Source organism: Asticcacaulis sp., assembly GCF_047605585.1.
Taxonomy (GTDB): Bacteria; Pseudomonadota; Alphaproteobacteria; order Caulobacterales; family Caulobacteraceae; genus Asticcacaulis.
The window spans coordinates 184,429-211,121 of sequence record NZ_JASGFK010000006.1; the positions used below are offsets into that span (position 1 = coordinate 184,429).

General features: G+C 59.3%; 31 protein-coding genes. 3 read left to right on the forward strand and 28 right to left on the reverse strand.

Going from position 1 to position 26,693, the window contains the following annotated elements:
* Positions 1 to 4 precede the first annotated feature (4 nt).
* The 14 genes from QM647_RS15025 to QM647_RS15090 form a co-directional block, all read right to left on the reverse strand.
* Positions 5 to 376 (reverse strand): hypothetical protein, encoded by a 372-nt coding sequence (locus tag QM647_RS15025; RefSeq protein WP_414996355.1) that lies wholly within the window; start codon positions 374 to 376, stop codon positions 5 to 7.
* On the reverse strand, positions 373 to 1,068 hold the full coding sequence (locus QM647_RS15030) for an N-acetylmuramidase family protein (RefSeq protein ID WP_414996356.1): 696 nt from the start codon (positions 1,066 to 1,068) through the stop codon (positions 373 to 375). The genes QM647_RS15025 and QM647_RS15030 overlap by 4 nt, the downstream gene beginning before the upstream one ends.
* Positions 1,065 to 1,427, reverse strand: a complete 363-nt coding sequence (locus QM647_RS15035; RefSeq protein WP_414996357.1) for a hypothetical protein — start codon at positions 1,425 to 1,427, stop codon at positions 1,065 to 1,067. Before QM647_RS15035 ends, QM647_RS15030 begins: the two co-directional genes overlap by 4 nt.
* 159 nt (positions 1,428 to 1,586) lie before the next feature.
* Complete coding sequence (locus QM647_RS15040; protein ID WP_414996358.1) at positions 1,587 to 3,140, reverse strand: hypothetical protein; 1,554 nt, start codon at positions 3,138 to 3,140, stop codon at positions 1,587 to 1,589.
* A 2-nt stretch (positions 3,141 to 3,142) separates the two neighbouring features.
* A complete protein-coding gene (locus QM647_RS15045) occupies positions 3,143 to 3,829 on the reverse strand; it encodes a hypothetical protein (protein WP_414996359.1) in 687 nt (228 codons plus the stop codon).
* A gap of 2 nt (positions 3,830 to 3,831) precedes the next feature.
* A complete protein-coding gene (locus QM647_RS15050; protein WP_414996360.1) occupies positions 3,832 to 4,047 on the reverse strand; it encodes a hypothetical protein in 216 nt (71 codons plus the stop codon).
* Complete coding sequence (locus QM647_RS15055) at positions 4,035 to 4,400, reverse strand: hypothetical protein (protein ID WP_414996361.1); 366 nt, start codon at positions 4,398 to 4,400, stop codon at positions 4,035 to 4,037. The genes QM647_RS15050 and QM647_RS15055 overlap by 13 nt, the downstream gene beginning before the upstream one ends.
* A 70-nt stretch (positions 4,401 to 4,470) precedes the next feature.
* Positions 4,471 to 4,707, reverse strand: coding sequence for a hypothetical protein (locus QM647_RS15060; protein ID WP_414996362.1), 237 nt, complete (start codon positions 4,705 to 4,707; stop codon positions 4,471 to 4,473).
* Entirely contained in the window at positions 4,700 to 4,945 is a 246-nt protein-coding gene (locus tag QM647_RS15065) for a hypothetical protein (RefSeq protein ID WP_414996363.1), read from the reverse strand. The genes QM647_RS15060 and QM647_RS15065 overlap by 8 nt, the downstream gene beginning before the upstream one ends.
* A gap of 16 nt (positions 4,946 to 4,961) precedes the next feature.
* Positions 4,962 to 10,769: a hypothetical protein gene (locus QM647_RS15070; RefSeq protein WP_414996364.1), complete on the reverse strand. Its 5,808-nt coding sequence runs from the start codon at positions 10,767 to 10,769 to the stop codon at positions 4,962 to 4,964.
* Positions 10,769 to 11,197: a DUF6950 family protein gene (locus QM647_RS15075; RefSeq protein WP_414996365.1), complete on the reverse strand. Its 429-nt coding sequence runs from the start codon at positions 11,195 to 11,197 to the stop codon at positions 10,769 to 10,771. Before QM647_RS15075 ends, QM647_RS15070 begins: the two co-directional genes overlap by 1 nt.
* Before the next feature lie 5 nt (positions 11,198 to 11,202).
* The gene (locus tag QM647_RS15080) at positions 11,203 to 11,817 is read right to left on the reverse strand and encodes a hypothetical protein (RefSeq protein WP_414996366.1); all 615 of its coding nucleotides are present in this window, start codon (positions 11,815 to 11,817) and stop codon (positions 11,203 to 11,205) included.
* A 61-nt stretch (positions 11,818 to 11,878) separates the two neighbouring features.
* Positions 11,879 to 12,472 (reverse strand): hypothetical protein, encoded by a 594-nt coding sequence (locus QM647_RS15085; RefSeq protein WP_414996367.1) that lies wholly within the window; start codon positions 12,470 to 12,472, stop codon positions 11,879 to 11,881.
* A complete protein-coding gene (locus QM647_RS15090) occupies positions 12,469 to 14,496 on the reverse strand; it encodes a hypothetical protein (RefSeq protein WP_414996368.1) in 2,028 nt (675 codons plus the stop codon). The genes QM647_RS15085 and QM647_RS15090 overlap by 4 nt, the downstream gene beginning before the upstream one ends.
* A 100-nt stretch (positions 14,497 to 14,596) precedes the next feature.
* Between QM647_RS15090 and QM647_RS15095 the strand changes: the two genes are divergently transcribed.
* Positions 14,597 to 14,878 (forward strand): type II toxin-antitoxin system RelE/ParE family toxin, encoded by a 282-nt coding sequence (locus QM647_RS15095; RefSeq protein ID WP_414996369.1) that lies wholly within the window; start codon positions 14,597 to 14,599, stop codon positions 14,876 to 14,878.
* On the forward strand, positions 14,878 to 15,177 hold the full coding sequence (locus QM647_RS15100; protein ID WP_414996370.1) for a HigA family addiction module antitoxin: 300 nt from the start codon (positions 14,878 to 14,880) through the stop codon (positions 15,175 to 15,177). The genes QM647_RS15095 and QM647_RS15100 overlap by 1 nt, the downstream gene beginning before the upstream one ends.
* 292 nt (positions 15,178 to 15,469) lie before the next feature.
* Here the strand turns inward: QM647_RS15100 and QM647_RS15105 are convergent, their stop codons facing one another.
* The 3 genes from QM647_RS15105 to QM647_RS15115 form a co-directional block, all read right to left on the reverse strand.
* Positions 15,470 to 15,907: a hypothetical protein gene (locus QM647_RS15105; protein WP_414996371.1), complete on the reverse strand. Its 438-nt coding sequence runs from the start codon at positions 15,905 to 15,907 to the stop codon at positions 15,470 to 15,472.
* A gap of 96 nt (positions 15,908 to 16,003) precedes the next feature.
* Positions 16,004 to 16,723, reverse strand: coding sequence for a hypothetical protein (locus QM647_RS15110; protein WP_414996372.1), 720 nt, complete (start codon positions 16,721 to 16,723; stop codon positions 16,004 to 16,006).
* 76 nt (positions 16,724 to 16,799) lie between these two features.
* On the reverse strand, positions 16,800 to 17,237 hold the full coding sequence (locus tag QM647_RS15115) for a phage tail terminator-like protein (RefSeq protein ID WP_414996373.1): 438 nt from the start codon (positions 17,235 to 17,237) through the stop codon (positions 16,800 to 16,802).
* Positions 17,238 to 17,294: 57 nt separating this feature from the next.
* Here QM647_RS15115 and QM647_RS15120 point away from each other — a divergent pair, with 57 nt between their 5' ends.
* Positions 17,295 to 17,486, forward strand: coding sequence for a hypothetical protein (locus tag QM647_RS15120; protein ID WP_414996374.1), 192 nt, complete (start codon positions 17,295 to 17,297; stop codon positions 17,484 to 17,486).
* On the opposite strand, the gene QM647_RS15125 is transcribed toward QM647_RS15120, so the two are convergent.
* The 11 genes from QM647_RS15125 to QM647_RS15175 are packed head-to-tail and all read right to left on the reverse strand — an operon-like array spanning position 17,467 to position 26,456.
* Positions 17,467 to 17,895: a hypothetical protein gene (locus tag QM647_RS15125; RefSeq protein ID WP_414996375.1), complete on the reverse strand. Its 429-nt coding sequence runs from the start codon at positions 17,893 to 17,895 to the stop codon at positions 17,467 to 17,469. The two genes, QM647_RS15120 and QM647_RS15125, sit on opposite strands and share 20 nt — an antisense overlap.
* Positions 17,895 to 18,935: a hypothetical protein gene (locus QM647_RS15130; RefSeq protein ID WP_414996376.1), complete on the reverse strand. Its 1,041-nt coding sequence runs from the start codon at positions 18,933 to 18,935 to the stop codon at positions 17,895 to 17,897. Before QM647_RS15130 ends, QM647_RS15125 begins: the two co-directional genes overlap by 1 nt.
* A 3-nt stretch (positions 18,936 to 18,938) precedes the next feature.
* Positions 18,939 to 19,298, reverse strand: coding sequence for a hypothetical protein (locus QM647_RS15135; RefSeq protein WP_414996377.1), 360 nt, complete (start codon positions 19,296 to 19,298; stop codon positions 18,939 to 18,941).
* Positions 19,299 to 19,301: 3 nt separating this feature from the next.
* Positions 19,302 to 19,790 carry a DnaT-like ssDNA-binding protein gene (locus QM647_RS15140; protein WP_414996378.1) on the reverse strand — a complete coding sequence of 163 codons (489 nt, stop codon included), beginning with the start codon at positions 19,788 to 19,790 and terminating at the stop codon, positions 19,302 to 19,304.
* 6 nt (positions 19,791 to 19,796) lie between these two features.
* Positions 19,797 to 20,000 carry a hypothetical protein gene (locus QM647_RS15145; protein ID WP_414996379.1) on the reverse strand — a complete coding sequence of 68 codons (204 nt, stop codon included), beginning with the start codon at positions 19,998 to 20,000 and terminating at the stop codon, positions 19,797 to 19,799.
* A gap of 11 nt (positions 20,001 to 20,011) precedes the next feature.
* Positions 20,012 to 20,962 (reverse strand): DUF2184 domain-containing protein, encoded by a 951-nt coding sequence (locus tag QM647_RS15150; protein ID WP_414996380.1) that lies wholly within the window; start codon positions 20,960 to 20,962, stop codon positions 20,012 to 20,014.
* 12 nt (positions 20,963 to 20,974) lie between these two features.
* Positions 20,975 to 21,430 (reverse strand): hypothetical protein, encoded by a 456-nt coding sequence (locus QM647_RS15155; protein ID WP_414996381.1) that lies wholly within the window; start codon positions 21,428 to 21,430, stop codon positions 20,975 to 20,977.
* A gap of 17 nt (positions 21,431 to 21,447) precedes the next feature.
* Positions 21,448 to 22,590 (reverse strand): DUF2213 domain-containing protein, encoded by a 1,143-nt coding sequence (locus tag QM647_RS15160; RefSeq protein ID WP_414996382.1) that lies wholly within the window; start codon positions 22,588 to 22,590, stop codon positions 21,448 to 21,450.
* A gap of 4 nt (positions 22,591 to 22,594) precedes the next feature.
* A complete protein-coding gene (locus QM647_RS15165) occupies positions 22,595 to 24,439 on the reverse strand; it encodes an anti-CBASS protein Acb1 family protein (protein WP_414996383.1) in 1,845 nt (614 codons plus the stop codon).
* A gap of 8 nt (positions 24,440 to 24,447) precedes the next feature.
* Positions 24,448 to 25,881 carry a PBSX family phage terminase large subunit gene (locus QM647_RS15170; protein WP_414996384.1) on the reverse strand — a complete coding sequence of 478 codons (1,434 nt, stop codon included), beginning with the start codon at positions 25,879 to 25,881 and terminating at the stop codon, positions 24,448 to 24,450.
* A complete protein-coding gene (locus QM647_RS15175) occupies positions 25,848 to 26,456 on the reverse strand; it encodes a terminase small subunit (protein WP_414996385.1) in 609 nt (202 codons plus the stop codon). The genes QM647_RS15170 and QM647_RS15175 overlap by 34 nt, the downstream gene beginning before the upstream one ends.
* Positions 26,457 to 26,693 lie beyond the last annotated feature (237 nt).

Genomic DNA, 26,693 nt, shown 5'->3' on the forward strand with positions numbered 1-26,693 from the left:
GAAATCAGCCGATCGGATGCTGGCTGAAATAAAAGACCGCCAGGCCCAGCAGACCAAACACGTAAGGCATCCAGTCCCGCACCTCTTGGGCCAGCGTCCTAGCTCCCGTGGCCGATGCTTTGGCAAGCTCCAGCGTAGTAATCCGGGCCGCCAGGCTTAACTGATCGCTTCTCAGTTGATTGATCTGCACCTCCAACTTAGCGGCCTCGAACTGAATCACTTTATCCCGCACCTCACGCATATCCGAGCTGAGTACACCCATCTGATTCACAAGGCTCTCGATGTGCCCTGAGAGGGTACGCATGGCCACAATTTCACTTTCCCTCAGAGCTTGTTCGGATATGGGTTTCAGAAATTCGGATTCGGCTGGCATCACGAATACCTCTTGATCGCCGCCGCGAGCTTGGTGTGGTAGTTATTGGCCTGATACGCCGAGCCATTGTACCCCTTACAGAACGACCGGCACGTCTCCGGATCAGCGGTACAGGCGCGCAATTTACCCAGCAGGCCGGTGACCACGAGAAATGTCTCGAAGGCCAGAAGCTGGTGGACCTCGTCCCGCGCCATGGCCTCCGCGAAGGCCATGGGCGTGGAATAGCCGCATGAGGCGTGGTTCTCGCCCATGATCTGGAACCGGCCGTAGGAAGCGCTGGCGAAACCCGCATCGACATCGAGCCGGATCATATGCAGCAGCTGGTCATAGCGGCCATCCTGCGTCTTCGGGTAGGGCTTGGTGCCCCACTTCGGATAAGACACGTCAGGGTCGGTCTTGTCGAAACGTCCCTTGGTGGCCTTCGAGAAGCGGTGCGGTTCCGGCAGGATCAGCGGTCGCCCCGCAAAGAAGCCCGCGCCGCTCGATTCCACAGCCGTCACGGCCTTGACCTGCGCGAAGGTCAGGCCCTGTCGCTTGGCGGCGCTGCGCAGGTCCTCATCCGACAGAACAGTGTCAGGCCCGTCGCTGAGCAGGAGGAGGACGCCCGCCTCGGTCAGGCGGCCCCACAGCCCATCGAGAGCGCCGCTATAGCGCCCCGTTGCACGCAGGTGGCCCTGGAGGTCATAGAGGGTCACTTCGTCACCGCCTTGATGATGCTGGCCTTGGCGTCCGCCACGATATCGGCAGCCTTGTCCTCGATCGCATCCGCGGCCTGATCGACCACCTGATCAGCCACTACCTCAGCCACGGCGGCAGCGGTTGACGCCGGAGAGGCTGAGGCCGTGACATGGGGCTGATCGATGAAGCGGCCGATGAAGCCAGCGGCTGCAACAGTGGCGGTGATGATGGCCAGATACTTCTGCGGGATCAGCGCCTTCAGTTCGTCCGGCACCTGACCCCAGGTCGCCACGAGCGAGGCCAGACCCGTTGACGCGGCAAGGGCTATGGCGGAGTAGGAGGAAAGCGTGGCTTTCCAATTGTCGATGATTTTCATATCGCCCTCCTTTTGGGCATCAAAAAACCGCCCGGAGGCGGTCAGAAGTTGGTAATTTGACAAACCCCTGCGCTGATGTGGTAGCCTGTCAGACGCCCTCGTCGCAGGGGCGGAGTGCCGAGGGCCGCGTGTTCCCCAGATGCGCGGCCCTTGTGCGGTCTACGCGGCTTGGTAGCCGTCTGTAATAGTGCCGGTCGTCTGGCAGACGCTGGGGAAGACATCCTTCTTGGCAACGACGCCCGTGCCAGCGTTGACGAGGCTGTAGGAGTTACTCGGCATCAATCCGAACTTTGGCCGGAACACGTAGATGTCCGCCGCGTCCTGCGCGCGTATGGCGGTGGGCCGCAAGGTCGAGCCGGTCGAGCGCTCACCGAAGTCTTGGAACATTTCACCGGCTGTGAACCACTTCGTGCTGCCGATATTGCGCAGCGTGCCGCCGCTCGTGTGACCGTATGATCCGCCAAGGCTGAAGCCCTTAACGTCTTCATGCGCGGTCGGACCATTGCAGCTATTCTGCTGCGTCAGGCCTAGAGGTCGCAAATCGATGCCTGCTTTGTCACCATGACAGTTAAGCATTACGACACGCTGATTAACGCCCGATTGCGCACCCGTTCCAAGGGCGCCGCGTGTACAATGGAAATTGAAATGATCTGTTTTGGCATGACCTGCCCAGCAATTCTCAAGCCAAACAATGCCATGAAGCCCGTCGATGCTCCAGCATCGACCGGATCCGGAGCCGCGTTTGTTGTAACTCAACGCCGTGACGTTTTTAGCAACGAACGCTCGTGGCGTCTTGTCCGTGACCGAACTGCTCACCAGCATATCTATAGGACCGTTCATCGCGCCACCGCCGATAACAACCAATGAGTCGTTATCCGTGGCGGGGAAGAGCCCGACAGAAATGTTATTGGTCAGGCGGAAGTTACGCACCTGATCGAATATGCGGGTGTTCAGGTTTGTGACCGGGGCCATATCGGCGCGCCGGATCAAGACGGTCGTACCATCAGTGGACCAGTTATTGCCCGGTGGCAGATCGCCGGATGCTACGAACGGCACCCAGTTCATGGGGGTATCCCAGCCGTTTTCATCGAGAAGGGCACGATCCACCACATTATCCGCGATCGTATTGGCGATGGCGTAGGTATAGGACGCACCGGTGTACAGGCTAGGCGTTGCAAAATCGGCATGCGAGGAGATGACCGATACGCCGTTGTAGAACTCGACGCAAAAGTCCACGACGCTATCATAGGTCGTGCTCGAACTGTTGTTCGTGAAATTCTTAGTCTTCACGGCGTCCTGGGTATAGGCCCCGCCGCCCTTCAGCCTGACCTTGAAGGGTGAAGCCGCCGCCGATCCAGTAGCGATGGCCTTGCCGAGCGTCTGGAAGTTCGCCGCTTCCGTGCCGGCGTTAGAATCGGAGCCGGAAACCGGATCAACCCAATAGGTATTCGCGGGGCTCGACCGGGCCGTTGATTTCAGGTCGAAAATCTGTTCGGCGGTATAGTTGCAATACGTATAGTCGCAACTGCCTAGCCCGCCGTCCAAAGAGGTAAACTTGATGTCAGATGGCAGGAACATGTCCGACGTGCTGAAGACCGACGGGACGGGAACCGCGATGCGCTGACTGCCCGGCGTCGCGCCGATGATCGCCCCGCCCGAATTAGCAATGGCAAGGGAAGTGAGTACTGAGGGGGGTATCGCTGGTGCTGGCATGGTTAGTTTCCGGCGTAGTAGACGTAATCACCGGCTGTGCCGTTGATCGAAAGATTGGACAGGTTGGCGCACGCCACGGAGATGGATTGACCAGCTGCCAGGGGATAGCCGTTTCCGCTTCCATCATCGGTCGTTGTGACAGCAGCGCCCCCGACGAATATCTTGCCCGCATTGGTGGATCGGGCCGTGATAACGACGCCATTGACCAGTGCGCCGACACCCAGTTGTACAGCCGTGCCTGTGGTGGCGACTTTAGTCTGCCCCACGACAACCGACGCCGGTATCGGCGGCTGGACCTTGAGTGTGCCCAGCAGCACATCCACGACTTTGCGAAGCCAGCCTACGACCCCTGACGCATTGGTGGCCAGCGCCGGAGGGCTGTCGCCAGCTACGCCGATCAGTGTGGTGCTGTCGGTGGCATCGCCATAAATCACCTGCAGGCGGTCACCGGCAGAATGCGCCGTCACGTCGAGGGTAACGGTCAGCACGCCGCCGTCACTGACAAGACCGTCCCACGTCCCGCCGAGGGTTGTCTCCTGCGGCAGGTAGACCAGTTTGCCACGCGTCAAATTGGTGATCATCATCACGCGGCGGGGGTCAAAGCCGCTGATGCCGCTGAAGGTGAATGTCTTGGCTGTCGGGACAAAGACGACCGTGCCGGCGTCAATGCCGACGAATAATTTGCGCATGATTACCCTCCCAGCGCGATTGAAAGGCCAACGGCCGTGGCGAGCGAAAGCCCGGCAGCACCGGTGTCACCCTTATCCCCCTTGTCGCCTTTCAGGGACGCGATATAGTCCGCCTCGGTGCCTTCATTTCCGGCGTCGAGCCAAAGCTGATAGGCCGAGCGCCCCGGTGCGCCCTGAATGACGGGGACCGCCATGACGACAGAGTTTATTCCTGCCATTGGGTAATACTCCTTTCGAAAGTTATGGCGCCGACAAGCACCTTGTCTCGGTTGCCGCCCGGTTTAATTAGGAAGATGTCGAGCCGCGCCGTTGTGAAATCGAGCGCATTGGTCTGGGGGGTAGGAAGCGCGATGGTGACTGAGCCGTCTCCCACATCGATGGTGGTATCGAACGTGGCCAACAGCGGCGCGCCTGGGGCCTTCCGCAGCTCCGACACAGCGCCGGTGTATCCGCTCAGGTCGGCGATTTCGTCGGTTACGCGGCCCTGCACATCGACCTTGAACAGCCGGAAGGTGTAGCTGAAGTCGGCGCCCTGCTTGATGGGCAAGCGGTAAACCGGTGTGTCATTCATGGCGTTCGTATCCGCAGGCATAAAAAAGCCCGCCGAAGCGGGTGGGTGTATTCAGAGATGGAGGGTTGCCTCATTCAGCCGCTTCAAGTACTTCAGCCACAATAACCGGCGGTTTTAGTTCGGCCAGCTCAGCCGTGAGTTCGGCAATTTTACCCTGCAGATAGGCATTCTGAACCGCCAGTTCTGCCGCAAGCTGCTGCTTCTGCGCGTATAGTTCGGCCACCTCATCCTGCGCCTTGTTGCGCTGGAAGGTCAGGGCTTCGATCTGGAGGCGCAGAGCGCGTTCAATTTGCGCCGCATCAGTCATTGGTCGCCTCCTCGGTCGTCTTCGCCGGGACGTTCATATTGTAGGCGGCGGCGGAGTTGCGCAGAAGGAGAAAGAACTGCGGCTCATCACCATCGGCGAACAGGGCGGCGTCCTTGGCCGCGTCCATCTTGGCGATGATGGCCGCCAGATCGGCGCGGATGTCCTGGTAAAGCGCGTCCCGCTCAGTCGCGATCTGCGCCAGCATGGCCTTGCGGTCATCTGTGGAATAGGTGGTCATGGTCTCTCCTTTTCGGTTAGAAATTGGTGGCCTCGACAATGATCTTTGCATTGACGAACTGCCGGTTGCCGGTATTGAAGATGTTGCCGCTGCTGTCGCAGATACCCAGGTAGAACTGGATGTAGTCGCCCGCCGCGATGGTGATATCCCCCACCCACCCCACCGAGACGTTGCCATAGGCTGAGGAGTTGTCCGTGGCATGGGCCAGGAAGGTATATCCGCCCGTGCCATTCATGCGGTACCAGATGGACAGATCGTAATCGACCGATCCATAGGCATCGACGCGGAAACTCACCGAACCGGTCCGCACCCGGTTCTTGATGTCCGTGGTCGATGAATTGTTTCGGAACAGACAGTTGCCCGCGATGGTGATCCAGCTGCCGTTCGACCCGGAAACGGGCTGGTAGGTGTTGGACAGGGTACTGAAATCGGTCGTATCCCAGCTGGACGAGGCCAGGGCCCGCGACCGCAGGGCCAGCGTGGGCTGGGTCGGGTCAACGAAACTCGCGGCGCTGTTCACGCCGATGGTGCCGCTGACCATCACGTTCGTCATCTGGACAATGCCGCCGGATACCGTAAAGGGCTGCACGGATGTGGTTCCGTCGCCTATGGTCACCTTGCTGGCCAACAGATTCAGATTGCTGGTCGCGCCGCTGCTGTTCAGGACGATGCCTGAGATGTTGCCATCGTTATCGACCAGAACGCTCCAGCGGCTCAGCAGCGAAGTGATCTGGCCGGACTGTGTGGTCTGGGTGCTGGTCAGCGTCGTAATGGTGGATGTATGGCTGCCGACCGTTGTTGAGAGCGACGATACCGAGGACGACAGCGAAGTGATCGTACCTTCGGCGGAAGTGACCCTGGTCGTCAGGGCGGTGACTGCCGACGCATCGGCCTTGCCCGATACGGTGGAAGACAGGGTGGTCACCGAAGTCGAAAGGGTGGTGAGCGTCCCCTCCGCCGTCGTCACCCGCGTGGTGAGCGCGGTGAGCGCAGCGGCGTTGGCCTGGCTATTGTCGCGCCACCCCGTCGCCGTATCGCCTTTCTCCAGCTGAGCACGGTCCCAATAGACCGTGCCGGAGGTGGCAGTAGATCCGCCAAGTGTCCGGCAATAGAGACGGCAATGGGTTGCGCCGCTTGGCGCGAGCGCTGTCAGGCTCAACCTTTGCCACGTGCCAGACCCCGTCGTGACAACAGCGGTGCCAGAAAAATTCTGAACCGTCGTGAAGGTATCCCCGCTGACGGTTCCGAAACTCAGGATCAGATATATCCGCAGCCCCGACGTGGCCTTGTACCAGACCGACCCGGTATGGTTTGAGCTTGGCGTGATGGCGGCATAATAGGCGGCGGATGGATAGGTCACCAGATCAGCCACAAGGCTGCTACTCACCCCATCGACCACCACACGCTGGCTTTTACCGTCGGCATCCAGGTCGGATGCCACGATGGCGCACGTTGCTGTCACCCCGGAGGACACGGACGAGGTCCATCCGTCGGCAACGGTCCCGGTGCCTGCGTCGAATGACGGGTTGTATAGCAGGTTCTCCGATCCCGCGTCCGACAAGGTCGAGGTCAGACTGGTGACCGACGTGGACAGCGAAGTGATGCTGTTTTCGGCTGCGGTGACACGCGTGGTCAGGGCGGTCAGGGCGGAAGTGTCAGCCTTGCCGGCCACTGTGCTGCTCAAAGAAGTCAGCGAGCTGGACAGCGAAGTGATCGTACCTTCAGCCGTAGTCACCCGGGTGGTCAGGGCGGTGATCGCGGCGGCGTTGACCTTGGGATTGTCCCGCCAGGCCGTGGCCACAGAGCCTTCTTCAAACTGAGCGCAGTCGAAGTACCCAACACCGGAGGACACCGAACTACTGCCGTAGTAGCGGGCATAACAACGAGCGTAGACAGCATCGGTGGGAGCCGTAACCGTCAATGTGAGGCGCATCCAGGCGGCGGTTACAGTTGTCTGCGCGAGCGAGACGGTGGATATCACCGTGGAACCGTCGCTCTGCAGCCATTGAATGATTATCTGACCGCGCAGCCCTCCCCCGGCAGCCGCGTAAATCGAGTAGGTATAGGTCTTGCCCGCAACGACGGTTGGCCAATAGGTGCTGCTCGGCACGTAAAGACCCATGTAGAGGGAATCCGACAATCCTGTGCCGGATAAGCGCTGAGCTAAGCCACCCGGATCATAGGTGACCGAGCTTATGAGCGTTGTCGTCTGGGTTACGCCGCTTGATGTTTGGGCGGACCAGCCGGTGGCCGTAGGCGAGGAGCCTGTATCGAACCCCGGGTTGTAAAGCAGGTTTTGGCCGCCGCTGGAGGCGAGATTGCTTTGCAGACTGGTGACCGACGTGGACAGCGAAGTGATGCTGTTTTCGGCTGCGGTGACACGCGTGGTCAGGGCGGTCAGGGCGGAAGTGTCAGCCTTGCCGGCCACTGTCGAGGTCAGGCTGGTGACTGAGGTTGAAAGAGTGGTGAGCGTACCTTCAGCCGTCGTCACCCGCGTGGTTAGGGCGGTGAGCGCGGCAGCATCGGCAAGCTTGTTGTCTCGCCAGCCGGTGGCGGACGAACCTTGTTCGAATTGGGCGCGATCCCAATAAACAGACGCCGTGGCGGCGGTCGTCGTCAGACCATAGGTGCGCAGGTAAAGAATGGCTTCAACCGCACCCGACGGCGCCGTGCCGCTGATAGACATGCGAAGCCAGTCGCCGGTTGCAGCCGTCAGAGCGGACGTGGGTGTGCTGAGGACCGTCCCTGAGGAGTTTCGAAACTGGATATACAGCCGGTGTTGAACGGTAGCGGTCGCTAGGACATAGGCCGACCAGGTGTAGGTGACGCCCGCCGTGACTGCGGGATAATAGGCCGCGCCACTTCGGATGTCCGCATAGGCGGTCGTTGTGAACCCGGTTGAGGTTATGTATTGGGACTTGCCGGCGTTGCTGTCATAGGAAGTGCCGCTGGAGATAGTGAAGGTCGCGGTCAGCCCGGTAGCAGAGCTCGCCCACCCGTCTGCGACCGTGCCTGACCCGACATCAAACGAGGGATTGTAAGCGAGATTTTGCGAGCCGCTGTCCGCTAGCGAACTGCTAAGGTTTGTGACTGAGCTGGACAGACTGGTGATGCTGTTTTCGGCTGCGGTGACACGCGTGGTCAGGGCTGTGACAGCAGAGGCATCAGCTTTCCCGGCCACGGTCGACGTAAGCGAGGTGATCGCATTACTGTTGGCTGTGATCGACGTGCCCTGATTGGTGACCGTGGTTTGAAGGGCGGTGATGGCCGTCGAATTGCCCGACACCGTGCCTTGCAGCGCCGTGACGGTGGACGACAGGGCCGTTATGGATGACGCGTTGGCCGCATCCCCGCTGACCCTCGCCTGCTTTTCGTTATAGACCAGGCCCTGCGACAAGGCGGAGGGATCGGTGCCGGTGTAGGTACCCCGCAGCTGCGCAGCCAGGGTTTCCCGCGACGTGATTTCGGCCGTCAGCTCGCCATCCAGTTCGGTGACCTCGCTGTCGAGATCCGAGACCTGAGCGGCAAGCGCGATAACCGCGTCACCCAGCGAGGCATAGTCGCCGATCTTCGTCCAATAGTCCGTCTCGGTCGGGTCGTGCCCCGCCGGTACATCCTGTATGGCCTTGTAGAGCCCGCCGTCGAACTTGACGATATCGCCGTCTTCATAGGCGGTGGCGGAATCATATTCCGCCGTGTCGTTCAGTTCAGCGACCTGAGCCGCCACGCTATCCAACTGCGCCTGAAGGCTGGCGGAAAGCGCAGAGACCTCAGCGGCCCGGTCGGCGGCTTCCTGCGCCGCTGCGGCTATGGCGGTCTGCGCATCAGCCTCAGCCGTGGTGGCGGCTTCCAGAGCATCTGACGCTTCAGCCTGAGCCTCATCAATCTGCGCCTGAACATCCGCGATCGTATCGGCAATAGCATCGGCGATCACGCCATCGGCGATCTGATCGCCCGTGATCTGCCCCGTGATGGATTCCGCCGGAATCGTATCGACAGTGCTGGCGCCGGTAGTCAGCGCATCGAGAACAAGCCGCGTCCCCGTGACGCCGTAGATCGACTTGTAACTGACCGCGACTTGATAGGCCGTGCTGCCGCCGAGACCGCTAATCGTGATCGACGTGGCTGTCCGCGGCGATGCGCTGAACATGGTCCATGCCGTAGCGCCGGTGACGCGGTATTCGACCACGATGTCCTGGCAAAACGCGTAGTCCGAGGCCGAACCGGTGACGACGATCGACGGAATGCCCGCCGTATCCGTGCCCAGCGCCGCGCTCCACTGCCCGCTTTCCGGGGCTGGCGTGGACAGGAAGTTCGGGACGGACAGCCCCGGCGTCTCCGGCGGTATTGAACTCGATCCGAGGGCAAACTCATGCTTGCCATCCGTCTCGGTTTGGAATGTCAGCGATACCGCCCCGGTGGTCAGGTCGATATCCCGCGCCGTGATCAGGGCTTTCTGATTGTTAAGCCCCATGTCCGGCAGGTTGAGCGTAATGCAATCGCCCGGCTTGTAGCCCATCCAGGCAGGCTTGCAGGCGATCTGAACCGGGCCGAATTCACGCGCATTGACCAGATCATAGGCCGCCAGTTGCCCCGCCTGGGTCGAGTCCTGACAGAGGGTGTATTCAGTTTCCTGCTGACGAAGGCCGCCGTCCAGGGCGATATATTCCGACACCGACACGGCGCTGCCGGACACATAGATCCAGTTATCGGCCTCCGAGCGGTAGCGCGGGATGATGCTGTTCTTGCGCTCACGGCGGGTCTTGACCGCCATGATGTTGATTTCGCCGGCCAGATCGTCGGCTTGCAGCGTGGCCAGCGAGGTGCGAGGCGTATCGACCCGGCACGACACCATGCCGCCGATCTTGAGCGGCTCGCCCGACCCGGCTTTCAGGATGGCCTTCAGGCATTCCCACTTGCTGTCGGTCGAGGTAATCCGGCCCCCGACCTTCCAGCCATTGGCATCAGCAACATTCGCCGCCTCGACATAGGAGGCAATGTCGATCTCGGACGCCGCCATCCCGACGCCGCCGATACGGACCCCGTTCTGTTCGTAGCCAAGCAGATAGGTCAGGCCGTGGAGGTAGGGGTTTTCGGTATAGGTCCAGGTGGACCGGTCAGCGATGCGCTGGGGACCGGATCCGCCGCTGTAGGTGTCGTCAAGGCGCGGGTCGTAGCATTTGATGCCCTGCACGACCCAGATCGGCGTAGGCTCACCCGACGAGTAGACATCCGTGTCGTACTCGATATCCCAGGCGGCGGCGCAGTAGCCCGAAAGCTTGTGCGCCGATGTCCAGATGGATGTCCACGAACTATCGGTCGCCGGTTCGGTCGGTTGCGGAATGACCGGGGAAGGCCCTAGACCAAGCTGGGTCTTCATCCACATGCGCGAGTGGAAATCGTTGGATGTGTCGGATACCGCGCCGGTCGAAGCGGTGAAAGGCACCGTGGTTTTATTGGCCGTAAAGGCTTCGATGGCCTGCACGCCGGTCGGGGTCGACGCGGCCGACAGCGCCACAAAGAAGATCAGGTGCTTGTTATTCGGGCCGAACGGATACTTGAATACGCAATCGCCGCCCACACCGCTGCGACCCAGCACGAACGGGATTCCGGCATCGGTATCGGCGCTGAAGGAGGTCTGCGAACCGGAAGAGCCAAGGCCCTTGGTCTTGGATGTCAGGGCCTTGCTGATCAGTGAACTGGCGGCCGTGGTCACAACCAGCTTCGCCACGGAGGCGGCGATGGCATGGGTCGCCGCCCAGCCTTTGTAGATGGTCCAGGCCGCCTTCACGATCTTGATCGCTGCGATCGCTGCCGACGCCATCAGGTAGCGCTCACGGCGATATAGGGAATGCGCCAGGCCGCGACATACTCAACCGGCTCCGCTATCACAAACCCCTCGCCCGCCAGGCAAATGACGCGGCCATTCGTCAGCCTCACCGCCAGCGCTGGCATGTCGGTATCACCCGGGAGGGCGATGATATCCCCCACCCAGGCCGATGCCGGAGCGATGCGTGCAAAGCGAGCATCAAGCACGGCTTCCAGGCTGTCGAAACCGGCGCGGGTCAGGGCGCGCTTCGCCCCGGCCAACGACTTGTAATGGCCGAACATGGCCAGGCTCGCCTTGTGGCCCATGCGCTTGACATGCGCCGCCGTCATGCGGGCGCAGTCATAGCGGCCCCATTCGAAGCGCGCGTCGATGTACTGCGCGACGGTTTGTTCCGCGCAGGCTGTGCGATAGATAAGGTCCATGAATTTTAGCTGGAAGATGTAGTGAGCGCAGGCCGGGTGCCGGCCGTGCCCCAGGGAATGGTGTCGAGAATGTCGGAGTAGTACTGAAAGCCCAGTTCGCCGGGCCAAACGGATTGGTGGAAGCTGTCACCCAGTCGCGCCCCGTCATCGACCTCGAAGAAGCGCTCAAACGCTGAGACGATCTCGAACGTCAGGGCCGTTGCCGAGCCCTCGCTATCGGCCTGCACCCATTGAACCGTGTCCACCTCGCCACTAAAGCGCAGGTCCGGAGTACCCACCACAAGCCCGGTCGCGGGGTTGAAACAGCCGATCCACAGCGATACCGCGGCACCCTGCGCCGACGGGATGGCATAGAGCCCGGCCACAGTGGCGTCAGAAGGCAGGATGGCGATCGTCAGGGTTGGCGCGTCATCGCCGCCAGTGGAATCCTCGCTGACATCGATAGTGCCGAGCGACCCCACGCCATTGACATGGCCATAGAAGGTCTTGCCGCCGAAGACCATGAAGCCCGCGCCGTCCAGCAGGTGGATCGTGCCCGCCGGGTGAACGATCTCGACGGCGACAAACAGGCCGATGACATCGCTCTGCAGCGCCGCCTTCATTGTGGCGTCAAGCGTCATCCATTACTCCAATAAAAAACCCGCCGGTTAGGGCGGGTTGCAAAGCAGTGATTTTCGAAATCTATTTCTGTTCGGTCAGGGTGAAGCCGAGGGAGGTTATGCCGCCGGAACCGTAAGGAATGGTCAGGCCGTCAGGATCGATCAGACCTTCGATGCTGGGTTGCTCAACCTCCACAGTGTCGCCGTCAGCCGGTGAGACGCGCAGCAGGGGCAATATGGACAGCCCGATACGGCCATTGCTGGCCACGGTTACCCCCGTCATGACCATGTGGCTGTAGCGCCGCCCATCGGTGATAAAGCTGATCATCTGACCGGCCCTGAACATGTACCCCGCTGTCAGGCCACCAATGGTCAGAGTCATGCCAGACTGGCCAGCGCCGTAAACCACGGGCGTGCCCGGCGAACCAGCGCCCCCTTCCGGCTGGGGCCAGTTCAGCACGGCTGTGTCGCGAGAAGCGGCAATCAGAAGCGCGGCCCATGCGTCCGCCTCCAAACGCGGCAGAGGGGCCAGCGTTACCGCGACCTTCCAGCGGTCACCCATGCGCAACAAGCGCTGTGTGGGACCTCCCAACGGGCCGCTGAGGTCATTGGAATAGGTGACGAGCGTCGGTGTAAATGCCGACATGTCGGGCAGCTCGGGAAGCGTTATGCTCATGCCAATTTGTTCCGGCTGATCTTCGCCTGACGAGCGATAGACATAGCACTTCCGCCTTGCGCCCCAGCTACACCGGCCTGTGCGCTGGCGGCATTGGAGTACTGAGCCGATGAGGCAGCGCGTCGATCCAGTTCGGCACTGAGATGGTCAACGAAGGCCATGGCCATTTCACGAGGGTTGAAGGAATTTCCACCATTCATTGTTACACCAAGCTTGCCATTTGAGCCGCGAGACAGCGGCATGATGGCCTCAGGGCCCGCCTCGGCAAAGACGCCGCCCTTGGCAAAGGCGAAGGTCTGTGGCCTGTCGTAGACGCCGTTGACGTAGGAATGCAGTGACGGGCTGGAATAAACACCGCCAAGTGCGTTAGCCTTCAATGTGGAATCGCCCGAAAAAAAACTGGACACCTCACTAGCGAGCCAATTGTTACTTCCTGAACTTCCGAAAGCCTTACCAATAGTGGTGAAGATGTCTGAAATCTTGTTGGCTATATATTGAGCCCACATCTTCTTGAACATGTCGCCAACAGCATCACCCAGATCCTGACTGTAGGCTATTGCTTGACCAAGACTCTGACCAACCGCCTGACCGAAAGAGACAAACGCGTCCTGAATCGGCGTCAACAGTTTCGGAAGATTGGCAAGTGAACTCGCTAGCTCATTTACCTGCCTAACTGTGCCTAATTGAGTGAACTTGTCCCACGATGTGATTTTTCCGCCTTGCTTCCAGTATTCATTAACAGTCCATTTTGGATCGGTGGTCGCGCTTCCTTCAGAAGCCTCCTTCGCGGTTCGCTCAGCTCTGATTGCCTTGGCGGTCCCATCGGCTCGAATAGCTGCGGCGCGTGCCGCTGTTTCCTCATGGTTGACTGCTATGGTATTTTTCTGAACCGAGGCCCAGAACTGATCCATCGACGCCTTCGCGGCTTTGGTGTCGCTGATCAGATTGTCCAGCGAGTGGTTGAAATAATCGAAACCGGAGAAGTCGCCGCTTGCGACCATAGCCACACCCTTTATGGCATGGGCAACCGCTTGAAGGCCTGCGTAAGCGCCAGCTACGAACCACTCAACGCCCTCCAGAACAGCACGAAAAGCCCCCACGCCTACCTCTTTGATAGAGGTAAACGTCTTTGAGACCATTCCGTTTGAATCGATGGTGCGCCAAAAACCCTTGAGAACATCACCGGTCGTTATCGACGTGTTCTTGAGTTCCTTGAGTTCTTTTTTTGATAAACCAAGCGACGCGATGAAAGCATCATTGTTGGCCGCTTTGTCAGTATCGGCTTTGAATAACTCAAATGCCCCCGCCGCCACTCCAATCGCTGCTGCTACAGCTAGTATAATCGGAAGCAATGGAGTGAGCGCAACAGTTTCAGCCGCAGCGGCAGCTGTCGCGGTCTCCCCCATCGCTACGTTGGCCGCCGCCATCTCAGCCCGCGCAGCAATTGCCGCTTGTGAAGTCGGCACAAAGGCTAGGTTGGCTGCATTTACCTGTGCCGCTGAGAGCGCTACAGCCTCGTTTGACGCCACGATTTCAGCATTTGCTATGGGCACCTTGCGCAAAATGCCCAACATGAGGCCGTACTGCGTGGCCCACGCCCCGAGCGACACCCCGGCAGCGGCATAGACGGTAGCGATCTGCCCGCCCTGTTGGATCAAGATCATGAGCGGATTAATGCCCATGGCGGCCGTTGTGCCTACGTCGATCAACTGCTGGGTCATATTGCCGACATTGTGGGCGGCGATGGCATGAGCATTTCCAACGGCCAGAACCTGCTTGGCAAGGGCGCCTTGAGATGTTGCCGCCTTATCGCTACCCATGGCGAAGTCGCGCATAGCCCCGGCCGTGGACCTGGCTGCGTCGGTTTCCGCCTTTAGGCCAGCGGCGGCGCGAGTGGCACCCTTGGTAAGGTTCTCGCTTGCCAGCTCAGCGTTTTTTGCGCTCGACGCCAGCCCATCCAATTCCTTTTTGGCTGTATCTACGCCCTTGTTTGTTACGGAGATGCCAAGGGCAGCCATGTCCATGAACTATCTCCATAGCAAGACCCGCCGGTTAGGGCGGGGTGGAAGATTTCGTGTCAATTACCGATTGACACGGATACCTGTGTCGTGTATCAGTTGACACATGGAAATCGAAAGCATCACGCACAAGGCGTTGCGCAACCTTATCGAAAAGGGAAAGGTGAAAGGCGTTATTGAGGCCGATCGCGTGATCGACATGATTGCATTTCTTGTTTCGGCGTCAGGGCTTGCGGAACTTGATGTTCCTCCAAACTTTAGCTTTCACGCACTAACCGGTGACCGCAAGGGCACCTATGCCATGACCGTGACGAAGAACTGGCGACTGACATTCACAATTACCGATGATGACACCATCACCGATCTCGATTTAGAGGATTATCACTGATGGCTATCAAGATTCACCCATCCATTTATGTTCATGCTGGCGAGTGGCTTAAGCGCCAAGTTGTGGAGCCTTATGGTTACAGCGTGAAAGAACTAGCTCAACACTTCGGTGTTTCCAGGCAAAACCTGAGCAATGTCCTGAACGGTCACACCGCCCTTACGGCCGATATGGCGATCCGTTTTGAACACGCTTTCGGCGTCAAGGCTGATACACTCATGCGGATGCAGTCTCGTCACGATCTCGCCAAAGCGCGCGAGCGTGAAGGCGAGTTAGCAGTCAAGTCTTTGACCGCGGCCTGACTCAGCTACTGTTGTTTAGGCTTAAGCTTTTCGACGTAGACAACGTCCATGCGCCTGATCAACTTGGCGAAGATGTCGAAATCGTCTGCATCGGTGATTCCGTATCGCGCCGCCCAACGGTCAATCGATGTGAATGGAATTGACCCCAGGTCGAACGCAACAGGCCTGTCTGATGTTATCTGCCAGAAGGCCCGATAGACATCTTCAGTACCGGGCAACATTTCAGGGGGCAAAATGTCATCGGGCGGCTCCCTGTCATGCTGAAGGAACCAATCGTAGGCTTCGCCGTGCTCTAGTCTCCAGAGGACGGCGCTTTCGAGTTTTTTGCTAAATCCTCGCTCGTCTCGCCCCGCCCCTGATCTACAACGCCGGCGGCATAGGTCACTGCATCCGCAAAGGCTTCAAAGTTGGGGTTAAGAAGGTACTTCCCCGCAGCCTCTATGCTGTATGGAAGAGGCTTTCCGCCTTCCGTCAACCCATCCCAATCGATCAGAACCGCCTCATGAAGCACTTCGCATGTAATGCGTAGGCGCTCGGCAGGTTTGAGTGAGCCATCGCGCTCGCGCCCATCACGTCCTACCTTTCGCTCCTTGCGTGAGCGCAGTGCCAGCGCGGCCGGGCTGTTCATACCCCGCACCTTGAGACGCGCATCGCCCATGCCTGGAATGTCGCTCACCCACTGCCCTGCCTTAATTGCAGAGGCGTCCTTTTCGAATGAAAAAATATCCATTTCACTATCCTTGTCGGAGGGCGGGGTGGCGCCGACACACCACCCCTAGCCGCGCCCGGAGAGACGCGACGTTTCAACGGCTGGCGGGCCGGTGGGTTAGGCCGCGACCGGCACTTCAACAATGTTGCTGTTAGGCGCGACGTTGAAGGACAGCATCGATGCGGTATTAGCCTCGCCGCCCTGATCTGACTTCGACATAACCAGTCCGATGTAATAGAGCGTCGTCCCGCTCGGCATGGCGGTAGCGGTATGGGTGCCCGACTGCGTGCCGCTCGTCACAATAGCCGTGCCACCTGAAGTAGCCGCCAATTGGAAGGTGTTGGCATCGACGTACTTCACATAGTAGGTCGTCCCCGCGGTAAGCCCGGTCGGCAACGCACCGGTGGTTGTGAACGAGATGGTATTTCCATCCTGAAGCCCATGAGAGGCCCAGGTCACGACGCCGGGAGAGGCGATGGTGATGGTTACGGTCGAGGTCTTCGAGGTCGCATCATCCTTCACGAGGCGGAAGGCATAATTCGAGTTAGACGAGGCCGCCGCCTTCATGGCTACTTGCCCCGCATCATTGGCGATAGCGGCGAAGCGATGCTCGCCTGTGGGAGAACGGCGCGTGCCTTTCTGGACGATTGTGCGGCCGCGATTGATTAGGTCAGTCGCGATTTCGACAGCCTCATCACCAATCGGAGGCCGGGACGAGTAGCCGTCAATCAGGGTCCAGGTTTGGGACGAGAAGTCAGAAGCGACGAAATCCGCCGCTTTATCGCTGAGGACGCCGCCGATATAGAGCTTTTCCCCGGCAACTTTTTGAAGTGCCATTGCTGAGTTCCTTTTAGGTCAAAGAAAAACCCCGCCAGAAACTGACGGGGCGATTAAACCGGCAGGCCGGAGTGGGTTATGCGTAAGCTTGGTAGTTCACCGTGACTGGCACGCGGATATAGCCATCTTCGCGGTAGGGCTGGGCCTCGTCTGGCGCCTTTTCGACGCGAACCGTGACGCCCTGGAACGACATCTTGAAATCGCACGGGAACCAAGCGGCTATATCGCCCGCCTGTTGTTTGACCTGTTCATATGAACGCTTCATCGAAACGGGAATGCACAGGGTCAGCTGAATGAGGCCGCGCCGGTCGTGCGGGCCCGGGGAAGTGATCAGGATGCGGGTCGAATTGTTCGGCAGGTGACGGACCTCGATGTAAGGTGTCGGGCCGTTGCCATCGACCGGCTTTGTAAAGTCGTCATCGAGCGGCATTTCCTGTGGGTAGAAGACCGGCAACGTCAAAACGCGAGCCTTGAGCGCCTGCCATATCTTTTGCTCGACGGTCGGCTCGGTCATGCATCATATCCGGTGTGTCAGCTATCCGGCATGGACAGCGTGTGGTAATGGGCTGACATGACCGACAATCCGCCTCTGACAGACGATCAGGTGTATGAACTGCTTCAGGAAATCCGCCTGAAACTGGAGCGCCGCACCGTCAGTACTAAACTTGGTCAATCCGTCATCGCCACGGCCCTGCGCGACATAGACGCCCTTCAAATGGCTATGGTTATGATCAGGGACGAGGCTACGGATACGCCTTCATAGCTTTGAGTACATTATCATAGACGATGTGATCCCAATTTTGAGCCGCGAGCCTTACAAACCCGTCCTTGAACTCGCGAGGCCGGGCATACGAGGCAGTGAACCCCATGTAAATCGTATCGTTCCAGCCGGCGCCTGCGATCACTAGGTTGATCTGGTCCGCATTGGACGGGAAGCTGTTCTTTGCGGCATCAGATGGCGGCCTGGCGTTCGGGTTGATCGACGGCATGGATTCGAGCGACCCCATGAACGAGCCCCTCAAGAAGCCAGTGTCAATTCTCATGTGACCGCCCTCGTTGACCGGCCTTATTACCTGCTCCGCCACGTCTTGTGCCGCGCCATGAAATACAGCCATCGCCCGCTTTTCAGCCTTGGCGATGAAGGCTTCGATATCGTCAACGAAGCTGCCCATCAGGCCCGGCTCTCGAAATAGTCGATGAAGTAATCCGTCTGGCAGTGACAGCCCGCGTTGTTCTTCATGCCGCCGGTAGGATCATGTGCGAACGCCATTTGCGATCCGTCTGGCAGGCTGAACAGCCCGTCGAACGGAACCTCAACATTGGCCATGGCCTCATGCCAAAGCCTAGGATGCTCGTTCGGGAAGTGCTTCCAGCGCTTCTTGACCCGATTGGCCAGAACCTTCCCGCTCTGAATGGCCTGGGCATATGCCTCGTGCTTCGATGCCGCGATCCCGCCAAATGTCTCTGTCTTTCCGATCAGATCGCCGCGGTACTTCAACATCCTGTTTTCATAGGACGTGACTGCCGCATTGACCGTATCGGCGGGCAGAGGCTTTCCGGCCTTCATTGCCGCCCTGACAGCCTTGTCGAAACGCTTATCGCGGGTGTTGTCGCTCCGGGCCAGATAGTTCGCCATCTGCGCCGGATCGCCGCTGAGCAACTCCTGACGGGCCGCAGCGACGTACTGTGCCTGCTGGCTGGTCAGGCCGACAATGCCACCTTCCCGCTTGCCTGTGGCGCGGTTGATGCGCCCCACGACCTGAAGCGCCGTTGTCGTCGGGTTTTGCCCCTTTGCCATGCCCTCGACAAGTGCGGACTGGATAGAGGCGCGCTGATCGTCAACGATGCCAGTCACCAGTTGTGACGATCGCTCCGCCAGCCAGGCCTCGGCACGCGGGTTGCGCATGTCGAAACGGATCACGACGCGGGCGCCCGTGGCCTCGCGCTGCAACGGCATTGCCTGCGACACGATAGCCCCACCGGACTGGTATGCCAGGGTCAAAGCCTGCTCCAACGGGTAAAACGCGGCCCGGTCGATGTGCAGCGCTTCAAGCGCGCCCTGAATGTCGCCAGCAGTCAGCCGATCGATCAGCACTTTGAGTGTGATACGTGACCGGATCTCGGCAACGGCCTCACGGAAGGCCTGGGCCATTTCTGGCCATAGCTTGTCAAACAGGGCATCGAGCTGCTGCTGAAGTGTCGGCTTCGGCATGGATCACCCCACCACAAACACGACCCAGGCGACGTTCCGCTCCGTCACCGGCATGATCTTCAGCACAGTCTGAACCTTGCCGTTGACCGTCAGCACGTCGCCGGTCTTGATCACGTCATCGAAGGCTGCGAACATCAATTGTCGAGCCGATGCCGTCACAACGTCGCCGTCGACGTACTTGGCTTCCACGGCATCTGAAGTGCCGTAAAGCGTCCACGTCTGAGGCGGCAACTGCGTCGGCTCGTCCCATTCGTTCTGAGCCGGAATAACGATGCCGGCACGAGACAGGATGTATTCAGCCTGATTGAATTTCGTAAGCAACCGAGAAGCGGTAGTTGATGCGCGGTCGTAAAAGTCGGCCACGGATCACACAACGAGGATTGCGGGACAGCTATAAGCGCCGCGCAGGTACGGCGCCAGCAGTCCATCGACTGTCGATATGAGCGGCGTCAGGCTAGCCGCAAAGCTGTCGGATGACGACGATGCCTGATATTCCACCTCAATTGAGCCGACCTTTTCGCGCTTGACGCCAGATGCGGCCGATCCACCAGCCACGAGGCCGCCGGAGTTATTCGCCTCGTACCACGCTGCCTGATAGCTGGCCTCGACCACAGCAGCCGGGATGACGTCAGGTCCAATATCGGTCCAGAGCGTAGATGCATCGGTGCGCGGCCATTGGCGTTCCTGAGCCACGCCGCCGGTGGGGCGACCGACGAACCGGGCAGCGTAGGTAGCATCAATGTAAGTCGATCCCCGTTGACGGAGGACAGCGACGGTCGGGGCATCGGAGGTCAACTCATAGCCGTTGTCGGACAGCCATGCATTGAAACCAACGTCGTCGCCATACCCAGCCATTACGCTTTACTCCACAGCCTTGGTGGCTTCGTCAGAGGCGTCTGACTTCGGCGCCTTGGCGCTAAAATCGAACCAGCCGGCGGCCTTCATCGATTTCAACTCGGCTTCTTCCAGTTCGACATCAGTCGAAACTTCGCCTGCAGCTAATTCGATGACGCCGGCCTTGGTGTTCAGGCCCTTGGGCCCGTTGGTTACGTTCTTTGCGAACATGGGCGCGCTCCTTAGGAAACGCCGTCGAGGTAGCGAACCTCTTTCGGCAGGCGGATTTCCGTACCACCGGTACGCATGATGCCGGCCACCTCGTATGACATGGACGACTTCTGCCACGGGGCCAGGAACTTGTGTGGCATGGGCAGATGGAAGCGCAGGACTTCCGGGTCACGGCGATACGCGACGGCACGGCCCGACGAAGATGCGCCAGCCGTATTGAGTGCCCGCAATGAGCGGATGGTCAGTTGCTGGCCTGTTTCGGCTGTATACGCGTTGTTTTCGCGAAGGAACCGGAGGATCGTGTCAGACACGTTCGAACCGAGGCGGGTAGTCGCCATGCTATTCAAGACCGCCCAAGGCAACAGGACCGTGTCAGCAATCGCTGTTTCCGACGTGCCCAGGTACTGGTTGGTGATCAGGGCGTTGAAGTCCCGCAGCACTTGGTCGGGGGTTTTGCTAGCCCAGGCCGTTGCCGAACTCGTACCATCGGCTGGCGCTACGGTCGAGGTGACGTTCGCGTCGTTGATCAGGCCGGTCCAGTTCTTTTCGGTCGTGCCGGACATGGCCACGGTCCACAGCATCTGTTCGGCGATGCGGCGTGATGCAGAGGCCTTCTCGTCGGTCAGATTGCGGCCCTCGGCGGCTGCGACATTGATCTCTTCCAGGGACCACTCGTAGCCGATACCGGCCAGTTCGAAGCCCTTGAGGAATTGATCGCGGGTCACATCGGCATAAGGCATGTCGAAGCCCTTACCCGACAAGAATTCCGCCGTACCGGCGGCGTCCGACGAACGGAACAGGGTACCGCGCGCCCATTCGCTACCCTCGGTGATCACGGGGATGAGCGAGGCGTAGTCGAACGACGGATACTTGCGTTGATAGATCGTGCGCTCGATATTGTAGAATGCGGGCGTCACGAAGCCGATAGCGGACTGCGCATCGGCGAACTGCATGGGTTTCATGTGCGCGCCTCCTTAGCGCTTCGCGACGCGGGTAAGGCCCGCAGCGCTGATGGTGTCCTGGAAGAACCAACCGGTCAGGATGGTGTTCGAGGTCGATACGTTGGTGATGACGCCGCCAGATGTGACGTAGGCTTGATCGCCATCCGCAACAGCTACGCCAGCATTGACCCAAATCTCGCCTTGGGTCAGGATGCCGGCGGTGGCGTATTGCGGGTAGGTATCAGACTGAACACCGCTGGCCTGGACCGGCGGAGCGGCGTAGTTGGCGATGGTGAAGCCCATGAGGGCAGCCGACGGTGTGGCAGTAACGCCATGGTCACCAGCACCGCGGAACACCGGCTTACCAAAAGCCACACCAGCCGAATCCTCGATGGTGCGGCTAATGCGGTTACTGGTTTCGCCGTTCGCGATCATGCCGGCGTACCCGACAGGACGCGTGGTCGAATAGGTGGATTGAACAACAGCCATGTGCTGATCTCCCTCGCTTAGGCCGCGTCAACGGGCGATTTCCACCCGTCACGAAGCGATTGAATGTGCTTTTGGCGGGCTTCGTCGGCTTGTGCACGCAGGTCGCCATTGACCTTCAGGCCATCACCGACAACGGCGCGGAACGGGTCAGTCGGCTTGGCGTCCTTGGCGATGGCCTTGAACATGCCGCCGATTTCAGCGTCGGAGGCATCTTTGGCGAGTTCGTCACCGAGCTTGGACACGACAGCGGCGCGTCGAAGATCGGCGTCGGACTTGCCGGCGACGTCGATCTTGGCGTCAATCAGTTTGACGGTTTCGACCAGTGCGGCGCGGTCAGCCACCATCTTGTCGAGATCAGTGGCTTTCGGGGCGGCATCCTGGGCTTTCTTGAGGTCGGCCTTGAGGGTGCCAATTTCCTCGTCCTTAGTGGCGATGGCCGTGTTGTGGGCCTTGTCGGCGTCGGCGATACGGGTTTGCAGGGCATCCCGATCCTTGGTCAGCTTCTCGATGGCCTGAGCGCCCTGATCGGTCGTAGAAACCGAAAGACCGTCAACCATCACGTTGCGCAGATTGTCCGGCATTTGCGGATTCCTTTCGTCTGCTACGGTGATCGGGGCAGCGCCCCACGAAATCGCACTGTCACCAATGCGAGCTTGAGAACCAGCGCGCGCCCGATCCACGAGCGCGAGGTGGTTGAACTTGATGTTGCGTTGAACCGCATCGTAATCCTGGCCGTCAGCAGTCGTGCCAGGTGTCCAGTCGATGACGCAGGTATAGCCAGCGGAAAGCTCACGCTTACCGGCCTCGAAAGCGCCGATGGCGTCCGAGTCCTTCAGGATCAGGGGGAACTGAACCCACTCCCCATCCTTCTTGGCCAGCGTACTGACCTCGCCGGCCGCCAGTTTCTTCCAGTTGTCAGCTGAAACCTGATCCCTCGGGTGATCGATGGTGACGGGCATGTGCGAGGCGCTGCGCAGGCTGGCGTCGGCAAAGACCTCTTCTGGCGGGCGATAGACGCGCACCACATCCTTGTCGGCCATATCCATTTCGGAGCCGAGATAAAGCTGGATGCCTGTGCGAACGGCACGAGCCTCAGCAATCAGGTAGCCGTCATCAGTCCGTCGCGTGCCGGCGACAGTTGCAGCGTCTGTGAATTGCACTGGATTACTCCTCGGTGATTCCAGCCTGCCAGTCGTCTTTGATCTCCTCAAAGATTTCAGGCCCAAGCTTGATCACGCCGCGATACGGCTCAATTTTTGAGATGTCGCCGTCGAAGTCATACGAGATGGTGATGTGTGGCTGGTACTCTTCATGATCCCACGAAGCGCCATTGCGCATCATGCTTTCATGACGCCACGACAGAGATGACGAGGCAAACAACAGGACCGTGGCCTTGCCGAATTGCTCCATCATACGCGGGCCGCCTGCGTTGATGGTCAGGTTGCCCTTATCGTCGCCGCTCCAGTTCTCACCCATTGCGATCCAATCGACCGGTGCCCGGCTGTAAGTTATCGTGACGTGCATATCGTCGGCCGGCAGTGTCGTGTCGAAACCCTGCCCCTTGGCCCATGCGATGATATCGCCAGCGTTCAAGACATCGCGGCGCACATACAAAGACCGAGGCGCGGCATCATTGGCGGCAACAGCCTCAGGCGTGGTTGGTGTGACGGCGGCCTCAAGGTCAGTCGGATCATCTTCCTGTTCCGAAAGTTTGCCGTATTCTTCGATGGCCGACTCAAGCCCAGACAAGCTTCCATCCTCGATGAGCTCATTCACCAAAGCATCCGAGAGAGCATCGATCGGCATAAGAGACGGACTCGCGCCGCCGGTTCCTGCAATGGTGCGGGCAGCATCGGCCTTGGTCTTGAATACGTCGGCTTTTTCTTTCTCGGACATTCCCCAAAGCGGAGCCCAGTTGTAATGCACTTCAGGTGGAGCGCTGCCCAATGCGGAACGAACGAGGCATTCATCAAGGCGGGCCATGCCTGGCGTCATCTCGATCTGCTGCATCGATGAGATGCGATCATAATAGTTCCGCGTGTCACTCTCGCCCGTCGCATTCATACCGGCCGGGGCCTGCCCAAGCAGCCGGGTAGCCGGAATATCGGCGGCGCCGGAGACGATCTGCAGGAAGCGGTCGAGCACGTCAGGCAACGTCGCGAAGGACGTTGACTTGCTCTCGTATTCCTCTTCCTTGTCGAGCATCAGCGTGCCGTTGATGCCCTTTGCGGTATTGGCCAAGGTGTAGCGCTGAAGGATCTTCTCGCGATAAGCGTTGTCGCCCAGGTTCTTCATGAAATCCGGCACGCGGATAATGTCGATCTTGGCTTCAAAAACGAGCGTTGCGATGTTCGCCGCGGTATTGTCAGCCTGCTTGACCGCATCCAGAACCGCTTGCAGGCAACTGTCACCCCAGCCCGAATGAGTCGGTGGCGACAGGCTGGGATCGGCTATCTGCGCCCCCATGAAGATCGCCAGTCGGGACGGGTCAATCTTCAGGCTTTGCCCATTGGCGTTAGACAGAGTGTAGTATTTTGGCTTGCCGTACCATTCCGAGGTTGGATCTCGCTCGATCTCGCCACCGGCAAGGTCTCGACACGACAGGACCGTGAGGTATTTCAATCCGTCCTTGCCGATGCCTTCGGGCTTCAGCGGCTTGTCCAGTACCACATCGCCGGTGCCGATCATGATCGCAGCGCCGCCGAACAGGCGGGCCTTTGTGCGGGCCTCAAAGACCTTGGCCTTCAGGTTGAGGCGCAGCTCTTCCGCTTCAATGGCCTCGATCTGGTCCGGCTTTGCTTGCCAGTCACGCCACACCCGAACGCTATCGAACGCCGGCACATCAACAATCTTACGTGGCAGCCAGGCGCCGGCGTACGCATTTGCGATCTGGCCATCATCCAGCACCGACCGGCCATAGAATGACGCCGCGCCCTTGTCGCGATCCGTACCCATGCGGCTGACCAGATTGGTCAGGGTATCGCGGGCAAAGGTGATGATGTCGCCCATTCGCGCTCCTAAAGGTTAGCCAACGTGAACGTCGAGCCCGACATGTTAATGTTGTCCGCCGCGATCACCGCGTCAGCCAGGTTGTGGGACTTCACGCCCAAGTCCTTCTTGAGCTTGGCCTTCGGAACGACACGCTTCTTGCCCTCCGTCTCGACCCACCAGGGCACACAGAGTTCAGTGAATAGCGCGTCAAGTTTTGCCTTGCCCATATCAGACGCGAACGACAGAACGTCCTCCGGCTTGATGGGGTGGCCGCGCGTCACAGCGTTGAACGTCAGCATCGCCCGGCGGGCCGTGTTGGCCCAGGCCTGAGCCTTGAGGTTTAGGTACTCTATGCTGTTCAACGGGCTGTTCGCGTTCTGCGGGTCGCTAGGCTTGTCCGGGTCCATGACAGCGCCGCCGGCATGGAATGCGAAGTGCTCTACCTTAGCGCCTTCCTTTTCGTTTTGCTCATCGATGTAGCCGCCGACGAAAGCACCGACGCCGATCGTGTCATACGAAACCGTGGCGCCGATGTTCCTCGCCCTGGCCCAGACCTTCTTGGCGTTCTGCACCAGTTGGTCCTGTTCCGATGCCCAGTCACCGACATCGACAAACACGCCCTCAACCTTGTCAGCTGTCGCGCTGTTATCCTCGCCAGCGTCAGCGGGGTCGAAGCCTATTACCGACCTACCAGTCAGACTGAGTTTCAGAACCTTATGCGCATCGACGCAGGCCTCAAGCCAGCGACGCTTGAAGATCGACAACTCGCTATCGCCCAGCGGCACGCCGCCATAGACGTGCTCGAATTTCTCCGGGTCCGATTCAAGCATCGCAGCGATGTCGCGCAACGCCTTACTAGACAGAAACGGGTTTTCGTCGTGGTTGATCCGCTTGACGAGGCAGTGCGGCGGGGTTTTGACGATGAAGTTCTGCCACACATAGTCGGTGACGAATTTCGGGTTGAACAGCAGGATGGCGAGACTGTCTTCCTTACGGATCGTCGGGCCAATGACGGTCCACTGATCCTCGGTTAGCTTTTCAGCCTCCTCCACCCATAGGATATCGATATCGGACGTGCCCTTGATGTCTTCAAGGTTGCGCTCAATGCCGTAGAATATGAACTCCGAACCCGTGGCCTTATGGATGATCGTCGTCTTCTGGACGTCGTACTTATCCGCCAGGCCCAGGTGATTAATCGCCCACTTCAGTTCGGTGTAGACCGACTCCTGAATACGGTTCTGGAAACGCCGGATACATAGGACCCGCATCCTGGCCGGTACGTGGTCCACCAGTCTAATTAACTGGCAGGCCGTGTCACGGGTCTTCGAACTGGACCGCCCGCCATATAGGACAGCGGTATCGACCTCACCGAGAAAGACTTGCTCCCAGAAGTCATAAAGTGCGGGATTAGTCAGCGCCGTACAGGCTACTCGCGCTCCTTCCGCAGCATCTCGCGCCATGTCTTGGTTTCTACCTTGATTGCGCCGCCTTCAGAGCCAGTCAGTTCAATCTTGTCCTTGAACATGCCAAGGTGGCGACCGATCTTTTCCAGAGCCCCCACCTTGTCGTGCATCTTGATCGCGAAACCGTCGCGGGTCAGTTTGACCTCGGACACTGCGGCCTTGATGTTTTCCGGAAGGTCGTCGCGGTCTATGGGCTCCACGAACGGAGCCTCGACATAACGGACGACAGCAGCATCACCCAGATCCTCCGGGGCAAGCTTTTTGCCATCCTCGGTGTAGCCGAATGCGATTTCCTTGGTGCCCCAGTTCACCACGTCTGAAGCGTTCGCAAAGCCCACCTTAGCAAGCTCAGCAAGCACCTTGTCGGCAGTGATCTCGGTACGCTTTGCACGCGCCGCCTGTGCCTTGGCTATGGCCTCGGCTATCTGAGGTTTTCTGAGGTTTTCTACACCTATCTCACAAGCCGTCTTGCCGCTATAGCCCGCCCTGATAGCTGCTTGGGTGGCGTTCAGGTCGATCAAATATTCGTCAACAAACCGTTGTTGCTTTGGGGTCAATGGCTTATCAGGCATGTCGGTGCCTTTCTTGGCCTATTAGGTCACGCCTTCGTCTTCACGCTACCCATTGCCTCAGCTTCCGGGATAGATGATGGCTTCGGAGTGACTGTGTTGCCCCGCTTGGGATAATGCTTCTTGGCGAGGGCGTTAATGTGAGAGGCGGCTTTGTGGCTGGGGTTGCTCATGCCGACCTCCAGAAACGACAAACCCCGCAAGGCGTGAACCTGCGGGGTGATTGTTCGTGTCACACGT

Excerpts from the sequence above, each read along its gene's own strand:
- QM647_RS15045 (WP_414996359.1), bottom strand. The coding sequence starts at position 3,829 with ATGCGCAAATTATTCGTCGGCATTGACGCCGGCACGGTCGTCTTTGTC.
- QM647_RS15140 (WP_414996378.1), bottom strand. The coding sequence starts at position 19,790 with ATGGCTGGGTATGGCGACGACGTTGGTTTCAATGCATGGCTGTCCGAC.
- QM647_RS15125 (WP_414996375.1), bottom strand. The coding sequence starts at position 17,895 with ATGGGCAGCTTCGTTGACGATATCGAAGCCTTCATCGCCAAGGCTGAA.
- QM647_RS15115 (WP_414996373.1), bottom strand. The coding sequence starts at position 17,237 with ATGACCGAGCCGACCGTCGAGCAAAAGATATGGCAGGCGCTCAAGGCT.
- QM647_RS15075 (WP_414996365.1), bottom strand. The coding sequence starts at position 11,197 with ATGGACCTTATCTATCGCACAGCCTGCGCGGAACAAACCGTCGCGCAG.
- QM647_RS15145 (WP_414996379.1), bottom strand. The coding sequence starts at position 20,000 with ATGTTCGCAAAGAACGTAACCAACGGGCCCAAGGGCCTGAACACCAAG.
- QM647_RS15055 (WP_414996361.1), bottom strand. The coding sequence starts at position 4,400 with ATGAATGACACACCGGTTTACCGCTTGCCCATCAAGCAGGGCGCCGAC.
- QM647_RS15040 (WP_414996358.1), bottom strand. The coding sequence starts at position 3,140 with ATGCCAGCACCAGCGATACCCCCCTCAGTACTCACTTCCCTTGCCATT.
- QM647_RS15120 (WP_414996374.1), top strand. The coding sequence starts at position 17,295 with ATGACCGACAATCCGCCTCTGACAGACGATCAGGTGTATGAACTGCTT.
- QM647_RS15090 (WP_414996368.1), bottom strand. The coding sequence starts at position 14,496 with ATGGACATGGCTGCCCTTGGCATCTCCGTAACAAACAAGGGCGTAGAT.
- QM647_RS15150 (WP_414996380.1), bottom strand. The coding sequence starts at position 20,962 with ATGAAACCCATGCAGTTCGCCGATGCGCAGTCCGCTATCGGCTTCGTG.
- QM647_RS15060 (WP_414996362.1), bottom strand. The coding sequence starts at position 4,707 with ATGACTGATGCGGCGCAAATTGAACGCGCTCTGCGCCTCCAGATCGAA.
- QM647_RS15095 (WP_414996369.1), top strand. The coding sequence starts at position 14,597 with ATGGAAATCGAAAGCATCACGCACAAGGCGTTGCGCAACCTTATCGAA.
- QM647_RS15050 (WP_414996360.1), bottom strand. The coding sequence starts at position 4,047 with ATGGCAGGAATAAACTCTGTCGTCATGGCGGTCCCCGTCATTCAGGGC.
- QM647_RS15070 (WP_414996364.1), bottom strand. The coding sequence starts at position 10,769 with ATGGCGTCGGCAGCGATCGCAGCGATCAAGATCGTGAAGGCGGCCTGG.
- QM647_RS15175 (WP_414996385.1), bottom strand. The coding sequence starts at position 26,456 with ATGCCTGATAAGCCATTGACCCCAAAGCAACAACGGTTTGTTGACGAA.
- QM647_RS15165 (WP_414996383.1), bottom strand. The coding sequence starts at position 24,439 with ATGGGCGACATCATCACCTTTGCCCGCGATACCCTGACCAATCTGGTC.
- QM647_RS15085 (WP_414996367.1), bottom strand. The coding sequence starts at position 12,472 with ATGAGCATAACGCTTCCCGAGCTGCCCGACATGTCGGCATTTACACCG.
- QM647_RS15100 (WP_414996370.1), top strand. The coding sequence starts at position 14,878 with ATGGCTATCAAGATTCACCCATCCATTTATGTTCATGCTGGCGAGTGG.
- QM647_RS15080 (WP_414996366.1), bottom strand. The coding sequence starts at position 11,817 with ATGACGCTTGACGCCACAATGAAGGCGGCGCTGCAGAGCGATGTCATC.
- QM647_RS15155 (WP_414996381.1), bottom strand. The coding sequence starts at position 21,430 with ATGGCTGTTGTTCAATCCACCTATTCGACCACGCGTCCTGTCGGGTAC.
- QM647_RS15170 (WP_414996384.1), bottom strand. The coding sequence starts at position 25,881 with ATGGCGCGAGATGCTGCGGAAGGAGCGCGAGTAGCCTGTACGGCGCTG.
- QM647_RS15130 (WP_414996376.1), bottom strand. The coding sequence starts at position 18,935 with ATGCCGAAGCCGACACTTCAGCAGCAGCTCGATGCCCTGTTTGACAAG.
- QM647_RS15105 (WP_414996371.1), bottom strand. The coding sequence starts at position 15,907 with ATGGATATTTTTTCATTCGAAAAGGACGCCTCTGCAATTAAGGCAGGG.
- QM647_RS15035 (WP_414996357.1), bottom strand. The coding sequence starts at position 1,427 with ATGAAAATCATCGACAATTGGAAAGCCACGCTTTCCTCCTACTCCGCC.
- QM647_RS15065 (WP_414996363.1), bottom strand. The coding sequence starts at position 4,945 with ATGACCACCTATTCCACAGATGACCGCAAGGCCATGCTGGCGCAGATC.
- QM647_RS15110 (WP_414996372.1), bottom strand. The coding sequence starts at position 16,723 with ATGGCACTTCAAAAAGTTGCCGGGGAAAAGCTCTATATCGGCGGCGTC.